Source organism: Coraliomargarita algicola (genome assembly GCF_033878955.1).
GTDB classification, from domain to species: domain Bacteria; phylum Verrucomicrobiota; class Verrucomicrobiia; order Opitutales; family Coraliomargaritaceae; genus Thalassobacterium; species Thalassobacterium algicola.
Genome location: NZ_CP138858.1, coordinates 4044828 through 4057570, shown reverse-complemented (window position 1 = coordinate 4057570; position 12743 = coordinate 4044828). Strand labels below are relative to the sequence as shown.

The following is a 12743-nucleotide window of genomic DNA, read 5'->3' as shown; positions in this document are numbered from 1 at the left end:
AGCAGACATTTGGACTTTCCGCCTGCAACAGCAAAGAACGTCCAACATCGAACGTCCAACGTTCAACATCGAATGGGACTTGGTGCGATCAGGACGCCTCGCCGAGACTCCCGACACTCAAAAACCTCGAATGCTTCAGCGAAGCAAAACGGGGTCTAAAGAACCCCGCTACGTTCTACCGCCTAAGCTTCATTCAATGTTCAGCGTTCGATGTCGCATTTTACCTAGCCGAGTGCTTCAGCCTCGGTTTCCGCAGCAGATATTTGGAGTTTCCGCCTGCAACAGCGAGGAACGTTCAACATCGAACGTCCAACGTTCAACATCGAATGGGACTTGGTGCGATCAGGACGCCTCGTCGAGACTCCCGAACTCAAAAACCTCGAATGCTTCAGCGAAGCAAAACGGGGTCTAAAGAACCCCGCTACGTTCTACCGCCTAAGCTTCATTCAATGTTCAGCGTTCGATGTTCGCATTTTACGTAGCCGAGTGCTTCAGCCTCGGTTTCCGCAGCAGATATTTGGAGTTTCCGCCTGCAACAGCGAGGAACGTTCAACATCGAACGTCCAACGTTCAACATCGAATGGGACTTGGTGCGATCAGGACGCCTCGCCGAGACTCCCGACACTCAAAAACCTTGAATGCTTCAGCGAAGCAAAACGGGGTCTAAAGAACCCCGCTACGTTCTACCGCCTAAGCTTCATTCAATGTTCAGCGTTCGATGTTCGCATCTTACGTAGCCGAGTGCTTCAGCCTCGGTTTCCGCAGCGGACATTTGGAGTTTCCGCCTGCAACAGCGAGGAACGTCCAACATCGAACGTCCAACGTTCAACATCGAATGGGACTTGGCGTGATCAGGACGCCTCGACTAGGCCCTCCCGACACTCAAAAACCTCGAATGCTTCAGCGAAGCAAAACGGGGTCTAAAGAACCCCGCTACGTTCTACCGCCTAAGCTTCATTCAATGTTCAGCGTTCGATGTTCGCATCTTACGTAGCCGAGTGCTTCAGCCTCGGTTTCCGCAGTAGACATTTGGAGTTTCCGCCTGCAACAGCGAGGAACGTCCAACGTTCAACATCGAATGGGACTTGGCGTGATCAGGCCGCAGGCTGCTCACCGGGTTTGCATTTTCGGATCCACAATATCGCGCAGCACGTCGCCGAGCATGTTGTAGGCGATCACAGTGACAAAGATGGCGAAGCCTGGGCTCAGTAGCCACCAAAAGTTAAGATAAAACACTTTCACATCTTGCGCCTGCGAAAGCATCAAGCCCCAAGAGGCGGACGGCTCTTGAATGCCAAGCCCGAGAAAAGACAGCGCGGCCTCGCCGAGCACATAGCCGGGAATGGAAAGCGTCGCCGCCACCAGCAGATAACTGACAAGGTTGGGCAAGATATGCTTGCGCAGGATAACGAAGGGCGACTGCCCCATACTTTCGGCCGCCATTACGTATTGGTTCTGCCGGATTGAAAGCGTCATGCCGCGCAAGATGCGTGCGGTGCCCGCCCATCCGATCAGCGCGAGGATCACAACGATCACAAAAAACATTTGATCAGAAGCGAAGTGCGGCGCGAGGGCAGAACGCAAGGCCAGCAAGAGATACAAGCCCGGCATCGCCATCATAAACTCAACAAAGCGCATGGCCAGGAAATCAGCACGGCCTCCAAAGTAGCCGCTGAGCCCCCCCACCAGAAAGCCGAGCACGGTGGTGATAGTAATGCCAAGCAGACCGATGAAGAGCGAGACCCGCGAGCCGAAGACGAGGCGCGAAAAGACGTCGCGTCCGGTGGAATCGCTCCCCAGCAAATAGACCGGCCCCGCATCGTCAGCTACTTTAAACAAGTGTCGATCGGTGGGAATGATACCAAACAAGCGATATTCAAAACCACGCGCAAATAACTGTAAGGGATAAGACTCCCCCTCGATCGCTTGATAGCGTGCCTCGGTAGGATCGACCAGTTCGTAAGCCTGCACACGCAGGCCACCCTCTCCGAAAAAGATAGCTGTGGGAGGATGGTATGTGCGCTCCAGGTCTTGCTCGTTGGTGGCATAGGGCGCCAGTAGATCGGCGAAGATCGCCGCGGCATAGAGCAAAATCAGCACACTGGCGGATATGATTCCGAGTGGACGACGGAAGACTTCTTTAAATAATTTCCAAAGTAACTGCATCTTACTTTTTGCGCTCCAAACGTATACGCGGGTCAGACCACGCGAGTAAAATATCGGCCAGCAAGTTGCCCAGCACCAGCATGCTGCAACCGAGCATCACCGAGGCCAGCACCACGAATTGGTCTTCACGTAGAATCGATTGATACATCAACTGACCAAGGCCGGGATATTGTAAAACGATCTCCACCATCAAGGCACCGCTCAATAAGCTAGAAAAAGCGAAGCCAAAAGCGCTCACCAATGGATTGATGGCATTGCGCAGGACGTGCTTAAACATCACGACCCGCTCACGCAAGCCCTTCGCCCGCGCGGTGGCGACAAAGCCCGCGCGCATGCTGTCGAGGAAGTTGGCCCGCATGATACGCATAATACTGGCGATCGAGCCGATCCCCAGTGCCAGCGTGGGCAGGACTAAATGATGCGCCCGATCAAGCATCTTACCACCGAAACTGAGATAGTCATAATCAATCGAGGTCGCGCCTCCGAGCGGGAACCATCCGGTCTGCGCAGCAAAGAAAACCAGTCCTAGAGCCAGGAAAAACTCGGGAATCGAGAGTGCGGCATAGGCCAATACCGCTGAGACCCGGTCGAAGATCGAGTCTTTGTAGACCGCAGCCAATACGCCGAGGGGAATGGCGATCGCCCACGAAAAGACGAAAGCGCAGAGCGAGAGTAAAAAGGTCGCCCAAATACGCTGACCGATCAAATCCGCCACAGGCACTTTAAAAGCCCATGAATGCCCAAGATTGCCCTGCAGCACATTGCCCAGCCATTTATAGTATTGCACATACCATGGCTGATCGAGGCCGAACTCGGTCTGGATCGCTTGGATCAGTTCGGCCGGCACATCGCGCTGCGCTCGGACCGGCGTCAGGAAGTCGCCCGGTGCAAGGCTCATCAACAAAAAGACCAATAAAGTGATGCCCAATAGCAATGGGATCAGCGTCAACAAGCGACGTAGGATAAAGGCAATCATTCGCTCACCTCCGACCAGAGTGATTCCAAATTCCAAGTAACCCCGCCCAGCGGAGTCGGCTCGACATTACGCCAGCGATTACGATAGCCCGCATATTCCTTGGCACTGACGAGAAAGATAAAGGGTTGCTGCTCGGCTAGGATCGCCTGCACCTCGTTGAAATACTCTTTTCGCACTTCGACCTCGGTATGGCGGCCGACCTCACGCATCAGCTCGTCGATCCGTGCCTCCCACTCAGTCGCAGGGCTTTGCTGTTGAGGGTACCAAAAGTGCATGCGGCCACCGCTCATCAAAATGTCTTTGCCTGCATACGGGTCCGGCGCACCGCCGCCTAGGCCCAACATGCAGGCCTCGTAATCGAAGGCATCGGAGATCTTAGTTACGATGGTATTGAAGTCCAAGAACTGCAGCTCCACGTCCACCCCGATCGCAGCCATATTCTCCTTGAATACAGTCGCCATTTCAACGCGTAGCCCGTTGTTGGAATTGGTGATCAAAGTGAACTCGACCCGACGCCCTTCGGCATCAAACAGTTCCTGACCGCGATACTCGAAGCCCATTTCTTGAAAGAGCGCCCGCGAGCGTTCTACTTGATAGGGGTATTTGCGCACCTCGTCGTTATACCAAAATTTGCGCTTGGGCGAGACGTAGCCATTTAGAATGTCGGCACGGTTAAAAAAGACGCCGCGAATGATGCCCTCGCGATTGATGCCATACGAAATGGCCTGGCGGAAGCGCTTGTCCGAAAACCAGTCAAACTTGTAGGGTGCTACAAAAGGTTCGCCCTCCGCATTCTTGCCAGGGTTGAGATTAAACCAAATAAAGTTAGTGCTACTCGATGGGCCCATGTCCAGCACGGTATAATCAAAGCGCTCTTCGCCGCGCCGCACCCAAGCCACATTATCAGGACCAATGGACTCGAAATCAGTCTGCCCCTGCGCAAAGGCGACATTACTACTATTGCCATCTGGCACGATTTTGGAAATCACTCGGTCCACATAAGGTAAGCGCTCCCCTTGTGTATTCACTTTCCAATAGTTCGGATTCCGAGCAAAGACCATTCGCTCTCCTGGACGGTACGTTTCTAGCACGAACATATTCAACCCGACAATCTTCCATGGCTCATCAATCGCAGTCTGCAAACTCCATTGATCCATCAGAGTGCCGTCCTCATACGCATCGTATAAAATATGCTTGGGCAAAATATCGACTCCGCCCCCAAAGAGCAGAAAGGGCGCATACACTTCAGGCGTCGTAAAGCGCACAGTAAAGTCATCAAGCATTTCAACTTGCGGCTCCTGTCCGTTAATTTGCTGCCCAAAAGTGGAACGCGAATTGTAGCGATAAAGTGGCCGCCCATCCTCGCCCGTCATCACCTCCCCCGTCTCCGGGTCCGACTGTTTGGCAAAGAAGGTTTGCCAGGTAAAGACTACATCCTCTGCGGTAAACGGCTCGCCATCACTCCAATGCACTCCCTTGCGCAAGTGAAAGGTGTATTGTAAATTATCCTCAGAAATCTCCCAAGACTTTGCCAGGTTTGGAATCACTTCGCCCGTCTTCGGGTCCATCGTAACCAGACTGTCCAAGATCCGCCCAATCACCAGCGAGCCCCCGACCGACTCATTGACCAAAGGATTCACCGTCGCGACATCCCCCTCGATCGTTTCTATAATGTTTGCACCAAACTCACCCACCGAAAAATCAACCACCTCCGCATCGACCGGTATCGGCTGCACAATGGGCTCAGGTCGCACTGACCGGCCGGGCGAATCGTCGGCCCCACCACAAGCCGCCAACAAGACTGCCGCTAGCGCGGAAAACGCAATCGACGAGTAGGAACGTATTCTATAAGAACAGCAGCGTAGCATACTCCCCCTACGAAAGCCGCACCGAAGCTTTGTTCAACGCTTTTCCAGTGTTTTTCATAGCCATTCAAAAAATTTGAAACTTTCCATTTCGCGTCAACGATTTACTCTATCCCTCATACCATGTCGCAGACTGCCCCCACCCCACAGACTTTTGCCGTCGCCGATGCCTGGAAGCCCCTCCCAATGAGCTTCTGGCGAATCGAAGAGGCACAACACTTCCTACGACGCGTCGGATTTTCAGCCACGCCCGAAGCCGTGACAGCCGCCTTGCGCGACTCCCCGAAGGCTTATCTGCACACAGCCTTCCAGCCAGGCATGGACATGCAAAAATCAACCGAGCTCAGTGAGTTTGAAGCCACTGCACACGAACGCCACCGACATATCTATAAAAATGTCGAGGACGAAGAAGAAAGACGGCAATTGCGCCAAGAGCTCCAACGCGAGGAGAGCGAGCTATTTCGCAACTTCGCGATGGACTGGTTTAATCTAGCCCGCCAGCCCGAGTATAGTGCGCAAGAAAAGTTCGTCGTTTTCCTACAAGACATCTTCGTAGTCGAACAGAGTAAGGTCAAAGACACCGCACTGCTCTTTTCCATGCAGCAAACACTGCGCCAGGGCATCCATAGCGACTACCCGGACCTATGTAAAAAGGTCAGTCGTGAGCCAGCGATGGTCCGCTACCTGGACCTCATTCAGAACACTGCTCGCAAGCCCAACGAAAATTTCGCTCGCGAGCTCTTCGAGCTCTTCACACTGGGCGAGGGCAACTACAGCGAAGCCGACATCAAAGAAGCCTCCCGCGCCTTCACCGGTTATCGCATAAAAAATCGCTACCATTTTTACCTCGAGAAGAAACTGCAGGACAAAACGCACAAGACAATCTTCGAGCAAACAGGCAACTGGGACGGCGACGATGTAATCGACCTCACCTTTCAACAACCAGCGGCTCGCACTTTCCTGATCCGTGAGCTCATTAAGTTTTACCTAACCGAAAAGCCGGTACCGGAGCCCTACATCGAGGCGCTGGGAGATCAATGGGCCGAGCATAACTTCAGCCTACGTTACTTAATCGAGACCTTCTTCCAAAGCCGCCTCTTCTTCCATCCCGCCTACCGGGGCAATATGGTCAAAAGTCCGATCCATTTTTACATCGGCCTGTGCCAGGATCTGCGACTCGACGTAGCCCCCTTCGAGGCACGTGTCCTGCGTAGCATGGCCACCATGGGACAGACCTTTTACAACCCACCCAACGTCCGCGGCTGGCTTTACGGTGAGCACTGGATCAATTCCACTACCATCAGCGCCCGCCGCCAACTCGTCGATTATCTCTTCGCCAAACTCAACGAGAAGAACCTCAACGCCAACGAACAACTCGCGCTCAAAAACGCACGCGAAGCCGGCCGCGGCAACTTTCTCGTCACTCAAGAGCGCCTGCAACAAGTGCTCAGTCTCGCTCCCAACGACCTAGCCCAGCACTTCACCACCTATTTTATCACCGCCCCCTCACGGGCGACCTACCTCGACGCACTCCACTCCATCGTAGGGGACACCCAAGACGAAGGTGCCGCCCAGCGCGTACGCCATGCCATCATAGCCCTGCTGCAATCTCCCGCCTATAATCTGTGCTAGCTGACGCGAACGCTCCCAACTCGTACAGGGTTCAGAGTTTTCAGTTTCCCCAACTCCCAATTCCTAACTCCTAATTCCTAACTTCTAACTCCTAATTCCTAAATGCAAAACCTACCCCTCACACGTCGCGAATTTATCCGTGGAGCCGGCGGCCTCGGCTTCCTGGCATTTAGTGGGGCCGCACCTGCGTTTCTGGCCCGCAGCGCCATGGCACAGACACCTGCGCCCGAGCGGGACCGCAGCATCTTGGTCATCATTCAGCTGGCCGGTGGCAACGATGGCCTCAACACCGTCATCCCCTTCACCGACGATCGCTATTACAACCTGCGCCCCACCATTGGGCTCAAACACGGCCTACTCCATCTCAACGACGACCTCGCCCTGCACCCAGCTTGCAAAGAGCTACACCAGCTCTACGGCGAAGGCAAACTCTCGATCGTGCAAAATGTCGGCTACCCCAACCCCAACCGCAGCCACTTCCGCTCCACCGAGATCTGGGAGACCGCCAGCGACGCCGACAGCTTTAAACGCGAAGGCTGGCTCGGCCGTTTCTTTGACAACGCCTGTGCAGGCAGCCCCGAAGCCGACGATATCAACGCCGATCCCACCGCCATCCACGTGGGCGACATGATCCCTCAAAGCTACCTCTCCGAGCAAGCCCACTCACTCTTCGGCATGAAGCACCGCGGACGCTTCGACCGCGGCAACGACCCTGCCGACCTCGCCTACGAGAAACTGCTGCAAGCGGACCACATCGAAGGCAATGCCAGCTACCTACAGCACACCATGATGAATACCCTCGTCACTGAGCGTAGAGTCGAGAAGATCATCTCCCAATACAAAGCCTTAAGTAGCTACCCCGGCAGCAAGCTGGCACAATCGCTCAAACGCGTCGCCGCCCTGATCCATGCGGACTTAGAGACACGCGTCTACTTCGTCTCGCAAAGTGGCTACGACACACATGCCAACCAATTAAACAACCAAGAACGCCTACTGACAGAGCTATCAGCTGCCATGAGCGCGTTTCAAAAAGACCTCAAGGCCCACAAGAAAGACGAGCAGGTGATCACCATGACTTTTTCCGAGTTTGGGCGACGCCCCGCGGAAAACGGCAGCGGCGGCACCGACCATGGCACCGCAGCGCCACTCTTCGTCATGGGCTCACGAGTCAACGGTGGCCTCTTAGGCGAATCCCCCGAGCTCGTGACCGACGTTAAGAAAGACCTCCAATACAGCACCGATTTCCGCAGTGTCTACAGCAGTGTACTCGACAAATGGCTCGAAGCCGACTCCAGTAAAATCCTAGGAGAAAAGTTCGAGCACGTGCCCTTTGTGTAGCCCGTCATTCGAGCTGCCCAGACCTCGCTAGCGCGAGTTCCCCGGTTTTCAGCTCCGAGTTGTTGTGCAAAACTAACTTGGCAGGCGGCACGTCTCTTAAATCGACTCAACTCGTTTTTTTTAGCTCAATAAAACGGCGACAAATCATCGTCTGCACAAACTTTCATCTTTCCTCTCAGATCAGACGCTCTATGCTGGCACGGATGCGAAGTATGACAGGTTTTGGGCGCGGTTGCGCGGATGCAGTGGACGCCGGTGTGCGTATCCAAATTGAAATTAATTCGGTTAACCGTAAGACCTTGGATGTGCAAATCAGCGCCCCTCGCGAATGGAATGGCTACGAATCGATCTGTAACGAATGGATTAGCGCCGCATTTCAACGCGGACGCGTCAACGTGCAGATTAAAGTGGAATCCACTCAAGGAGGGAGCGATTCGCTGGCACTCAATACCAATGCCATGGCCGAAAGCCTCAAAGGCTTACGTGCCTTTGCCGAATCCCAAGACTTGGAGTTTACACCCGACAGTGGTTTTCTACTCGAACTGGCACGCTCAGTCAAAGACAGCAGCGGCCTGCCCGACTGGAAGGAGCTGAAAGACTCAATTCAAGAAGCATTTCAGAAAGCACTAGCCGACATCGACTCCATGCGCCAACAAGAAGGTGCCGCGCTGGCTGCCGACTTAAAAGAGCGCATCACTCAGCTAGAAGATTTTCGCCAGCAAATCGAGAAGAACGCCAGCGGTAGCACTCTTCGCTACCGCGATGCTCTACTGGAGCGCTTAAAACAACTAAAACTGGAGCTCGATCCTTCAGATGAACGCGTACTCAAAGAAGTCGCGATCTTCGCCGATCGTTCCGATATCAGCGAAGAGACCACGCGTCTGGCTTGCCACTTTGAGCAATTTTTAAGCTTCCTGAACGCAGACGAAGCCACTGGTCGAAAAATGGACTTTCTCTGTCAGGAAATTCACCGCGAGTTCAACACTACTGGCAGTAAATCAAACGATATTGAAATCACTCGTATGGTGATCGAAGGTAAAAACGCCCTCGAACGCATCCGCGAGCAAGTGCAAAATATCGAATAAGCGCGAAACACTTAGCTCCAACAAAGACAAGTAGCCTGCTAGCTATCGTCTCCTAAAGCAAAGTTCACAGCTTCGATGCCTGCCAGCGAACAAGCATCCATCACTTTAACAATCTGAGCATGCGATACGCTCTCTGCGGGAGAAATAGTCACAATCGCTTCGACTTTATTTGCGGCGCTCGCTTCACGAAAGCGCGTCAACATCGCGGCCAGTTCTTCATAACGCGGAGCTTCAGGCGCATCGTAAGGGAAATCGTTAACGACAACTTGGCCATCTTCACGAATTTCAATAATTTGCTCATCGGGCAAGTCGAGCGGCTCATCCTGCTCCACTGAGCCTGGCAACTGAAACGAGAGATCGGCCTCCTGCTGCTCCATGGTCGAAGCAACCATGAAGTAAATTAAAAGTAGAAAGACCACATCAATCATCGGCGCGATGGCGACGCCGACTTTGTCTTCTGCTTTCCTTTTTAGTTGGGCCATGGAGTGAACGTAATTTGATCTGCTGTGGCGAATGGCTACATTTGGTATGTGGCGTAAATAACCTCGTAAGCCCCGACTTCGGCACATGCTTTGAGCACTTTCTTAATTTCGTGATAAGGCGTCGCTTGATCTGCACGCAAATGAATGCGCAGCTCTGGATTTGCAGCCAGTGATGCCTTCATCTGATTTTGCATATCACTCAGCGACACAGCATGAGTGCCGAGGTAAATGACACCTTCAGCATCGAGCGAAATAGTCCCACGATTGGGCAAATCCTCCACGTCCGGCACATCGCTCTGCGCGGATTCCGGTAAGTCGAGCTTCTTAGCACGATCGGCCTGAGCGAGCGTGCTGACTGTCATAAAAAAAACCAATAACAAGAAGACCATGTCGATCATCGGCGTCATAGGAAAATCCTCCTCGGGAGATTGACTGGATCTGCGGCGGGCCATTGAAGCAAGAAGTTAAATGACAGGAACTAGAAGTCAGTTAAAATTGCAAAAAAAAGAGGCGCCCGCTTTCGCGGACGCCTCTGAAAGATTCAGAAAAATCAGGTCTTAGTAGACTTGAGTCGCTTCTTCTTCAGGAACTGGAGTCTTGAGCAGATCCGAGCTCATTTGTGCCTTGAAGCGAGCGTCACCTTCGGCGACAGCTTGTGCAACGACACGGAACTCAATGATTTGCTTAGCCTTCAGGACAGCATAAGGAGCGAAGCTGACATTATTGCCAGAGATCGTGCCTTGAGTGTCACCTGCAGCGGAAACAACCTTAAGCTGGCTTGGAAGCTGAACTTCGAGGCCAACGTTGGTGTCTTGTGCAGTGCCTTGGTTAGTGATTTGGATCACGTATGTAGTTTGCTCACCGACGAGGAGTGGATCCTCAGTATCGATCACTTCGATCAGCAAGGCTGGGTAGCCGCGCCATTCTGTGCAAGCGTCGTCGCTACCGCTGAGGCCGTATTGAGCCGATGCAGCGCTAACTTGGTTGCAGTAAGTGCCTTCTTGCAGGCCGAGAACTGTAACGTCGAAGCTCTTGGATTCGCCAGCACCGAGGCTAGTGGTCCATGTAGCAGTGTTGCCGTTAACTTGAGCACCTGGTGCGCCGAGCAACTTGTTTTGTGCTGGAACTGTGTCCACAACAACTACGTCTGTAAGAGGCACATCACCAGTGTTAGTAGCTGTGATGGTGTAGGAAGCCTTCTTGCCAACGAATTGCATTGGTGTGCCTTCCTTAACAACATCGATGCCTGCTTCTACGATAACGACACATGCGTCATCTTCAACAGAACCGGCATTCGAGGAGGAAGCGACCGCAGTGTTGCAATGCTCACCAGTTGCCGCAGCAGTAGTGTTGATTGTAACATCACGGCTTTCACCCGGAGCAAGTGTGCCCAGATTTGTTGTGAGTGTGCTGTTACCGCTGTCATGAGAAACGCCAGCAGGCAATGTATCCGTGAGGACCACATCGTATGCACAGAAGTTACCCACGTTGGTTACAGTGATGTTCCAAGGAACACCAGCTCCCAGAAGAACTTGCTCGTTAGGAGTCGTCTTAACGATTGCGAGCTCAGGAGCACCAACTTGTGTGGTGGTGCAAGCTTCAGGGAAAGCAACGATGGTTGCACAATTGCTGAGGTCAGCAACTTGAGTTGGTTTTACAGTCAACTGAAGTGGAGTGCGAGAACCGCTTTCAACATTGTAAAGTGTCCACTTCACGCTGCTGCCATTCACTTCGGCTTCAGGTGAGCTGGATACATATACAGTGCCGGCTGGGATTTGCTCTTCGACGACAACTTTCTTTACCTTATCCTTAGCGACTACGGTGTAGTCGTAGTTATAAGGAGTGTTGATCGCCACCATATCGGGAGCGGACTTTTCAAGGCGAACGAGATGCTGATCGACATAGTCAGTAACGATGCCAGGCGCACAATCAACCATAGCAGCAGGAGCGGCTGCAGGAGCGGCCTTTGCTGGCTTGGGGTTGTTGTATTCGTGAATGTGACGGTTGTCAGAGGGCGTCTTCAGATTGAAAACGGTGGTTTCAGGAGAATTCGACACTGTGAAGTTCTTGCCTTCGTCCACGATTCTCTGCGCTGATAGCTGAGATGCGGCCAAGACAATGAATCCTGCAAGTGCAGAAGCTCCGAGGAACTTTTTCATAATATTCATATGTTCTGTTGTGTAGTTAGTTTATTTTGCAAGCGAACGGATGGCGTTCGCACATCTAGATGTGAAGATGAACTAAATACCCTAGCACAGGATAAAGCTAAATCGAGTCAAATTGTATTAATTTTCAAACATTAGCCGATCTTTACCAAACATCAGCTACAAGTAATGACGCTTTTATAATAAAAAAAGCGTGCTCCCCGAAAAGAGAGCACGCTTGGATGAAATTAATACCAATATTTGTTAGGCCACGGGCTTAAAGAAGTTCTTAAATTGAGCCGTCGCATAATCACGGTTAAGCTGCGCAATCATATCTAACGAGATGCTCTTCGGGCAGGCTGCCTCACACTCACCGATATTGGTGCAGCCGCCAAAGCCTTCGCCATCCATGGTCGAAACCATCGCGAGTGTGCGGCGATCTTTTTCCGCCTTACCTTGCGGCAGGCTGTTCATGTGAGCAACCTTGGCACCGGTAAATAACATCGCCGATGCATTCGGGCACGCAGCCACACAGGCACCACAACCGATACAGGCCGCAGCATCCATCGCATAGTCGGCAATACCCTTAGCGATCGGCATCGCGTTCGCATCCACAGCGCTCCCAGCACGTGCAGTGATAAAGCCACCTGCCTGAATAATCTTATCCAAGGGTGTGCGGTCAACCACCAGGTCTTTAATGACTGGAAAGGGCTTGGCGCGCCATGGCTCGATGGTAATCGTCTGCCCATCGTGAAAGTGGCGCATGTGCAACTGACAGGCCGTGGTGCCGCTCTCGGGGCCGTGCGGGATGCCATTAATCGTCATCGAGCACATACCGCAAATACCTTCGCGACAGTCATGGTCAAATGCGACTGGCTCGTGGCCATCCGCGACGAGTTGCTCCGAAAGGATGTCGAGCATTTCGAGGAACGAGGAGTCCTCAGAAATGTCCGCGAGCTTGTATTCGGCAAATTTTCCAACGTCGAGGCGGTTCTTTTGACGCCAAACGCGGATTGTGAGATTCATTGTTTTTTCCATCGTGCGTATTGAGTTGG

Annotated in this window: 10 protein-coding genes; 3 read left to right on the top strand and 7 right to left on the bottom strand. The window is 52.9% G+C overall.

Translation table 11 applies throughout. The features are described 5' to 3' along the window. Nucleotides 1-1110: 1110 nt before the first annotated feature. Genes SH580_RS16735 through SH580_RS16725 form a run of 3 tightly spaced genes read right to left on the bottom strand, consistent with a single transcriptional unit; the run spans nucleotide 1111 to nucleotide 4878 of the window. The gene (locus SH580_RS16735) at nucleotides 1111-2166 is read right to left on the bottom strand and encodes an ABC transporter permease (protein ID WP_308952493.1); all 1056 of its coding nucleotides are present in this window, start codon (nucleotides 2164-2166) and stop codon (nucleotides 1111-1113) included. A 1-nt stretch (nucleotide 2167) separates the two neighbouring features. Beyond that, nucleotides 2168-3142, bottom strand: a complete 975-nt coding sequence (locus SH580_RS16730) for an ABC transporter permease (protein WP_319831976.1) — start codon at nucleotides 3140-3142, stop codon at nucleotides 2168-2170. Further along, complete coding sequence (locus SH580_RS16725) at nucleotides 3139-4878, bottom strand: ABC transporter substrate-binding protein (protein ID WP_319831975.1); 1740 nt, start codon at nucleotides 4876-4878, stop codon at nucleotides 3139-3141. The genes SH580_RS16730 and SH580_RS16725 overlap by 4 nt, the downstream gene beginning before the upstream one ends. A gap of 252 nt (nucleotides 4879-5130) precedes the next feature. Between SH580_RS16725 and SH580_RS16720 the strand changes: the two genes are divergently transcribed. The 3 genes from SH580_RS16720 to SH580_RS16710 all read left to right on the top strand — a co-directional run bounded on the left by SH580_RS16720 (nucleotide 5131) and on the right by SH580_RS16710 (nucleotide 9062). Further along, nucleotides 5131-6639 (top strand): DUF1800 domain-containing protein, encoded by a 1509-nt coding sequence (locus SH580_RS16720; protein ID WP_319831974.1) that lies wholly within the window; start codon nucleotides 5131-5133, stop codon nucleotides 6637-6639. A 102-nt stretch (nucleotides 6640-6741) separates the two neighbouring features. Continuing rightward, nucleotides 6742-7977, top strand: a complete 1236-nt coding sequence (locus SH580_RS16715; protein WP_319831973.1) for a DUF1501 domain-containing protein — start codon at nucleotides 6742-6744, stop codon at nucleotides 7975-7977. 191 nt (nucleotides 7978-8168) lie between these two features. After that, a complete protein-coding gene (locus tag SH580_RS16710) occupies nucleotides 8169-9062 on the top strand; it encodes a YicC/YloC family endoribonuclease (protein WP_319831972.1) in 894 nt (297 codons plus the stop codon). Nucleotides 9063-9100: 38 nt separating this feature from the next. Here SH580_RS16710 and SH580_RS16705 read toward each other — a convergent pair whose 3' ends face one another. The 4 genes from SH580_RS16705 to SH580_RS16690 form a co-directional block, all read right to left on the bottom strand. Further along, entirely contained in the window at nucleotides 9101-9544 is a 444-nt protein-coding gene (locus SH580_RS16705) for an ExbD/TolR family protein (protein ID WP_319831971.1), read from the bottom strand. A gap of 35 nt (nucleotides 9545-9579) precedes the next feature. After that, nucleotides 9580-9996 (bottom strand): ExbD/TolR family protein, encoded by a 417-nt coding sequence (locus tag SH580_RS16700; protein WP_319831970.1) that lies wholly within the window; start codon nucleotides 9994-9996, stop codon nucleotides 9580-9582. A gap of 105 nt (nucleotides 9997-10101) precedes the next feature. Continuing rightward, nucleotides 10102-11703 carry a CLIPPER-2 domain-containing protein gene (locus SH580_RS16695; RefSeq protein WP_319831969.1) on the bottom strand — a complete coding sequence of 534 codons (1602 nt, stop codon included), beginning with the start codon at nucleotides 11701-11703 and terminating at the stop codon, nucleotides 10102-10104. A 249-nt stretch (nucleotides 11704-11952) separates the two neighbouring features. Then, nucleotides 11953-12714: a succinate dehydrogenase/fumarate reductase iron-sulfur subunit gene (locus tag SH580_RS16690; RefSeq protein ID WP_345786230.1), complete on the bottom strand. Its 762-nt coding sequence runs from the start codon at nucleotides 12712-12714 to the stop codon at nucleotides 11953-11955. Nucleotides 12715-12743: the final 29 nt, after the last annotated feature.

Coding starts and splice junctions, on each gene's coding strand:
- SH580_RS16730 (WP_319831976.1), bottom strand. CDS start 3,142: ATGATTGCCTTTATCCTACGTCGCTTGTTGACGCTGATCCCATTGCTA.
- SH580_RS16695 (WP_319831969.1), bottom strand. CDS start 11,703: ATGAAAAAGTTCCTCGGAGCTTCTGCACTTGCAGGATTCATTGTCTTG.
- SH580_RS16690 (WP_345786230.1), bottom strand. CDS start 12,714: ATGAATCTCACAATCCGCGTTTGGCGTCAAAAGAACCGCCTCGACGTT.
- SH580_RS16720 (WP_319831974.1), top strand. CDS start 5,131: ATGTCGCAGACTGCCCCCACCCCACAGACTTTTGCCGTCGCCGATGCC.
- SH580_RS16735 (WP_308952493.1), bottom strand. CDS start 2,166: ATGCAGTTACTTTGGAAATTATTTAAAGAAGTCTTCCGTCGTCCACTC.
- SH580_RS16715 (WP_319831973.1), top strand. CDS start 6,742: ATGCAAAACCTACCCCTCACACGTCGCGAATTTATCCGTGGAGCCGGC.
- SH580_RS16710 (WP_319831972.1), top strand. CDS start 8,169: ATGCTGGCACGGATGCGAAGTATGACAGGTTTTGGGCGCGGTTGCGCG.
- SH580_RS16700 (WP_319831970.1), bottom strand. CDS start 9,996: ATGGCCCGCCGCAGATCCAGTCAATCTCCCGAGGAGGATTTTCCTATG.
- SH580_RS16705 (WP_319831971.1), bottom strand. CDS start 9,544: ATGGCCCAACTAAAAAGGAAAGCAGAAGACAAAGTCGGCGTCGCCATC.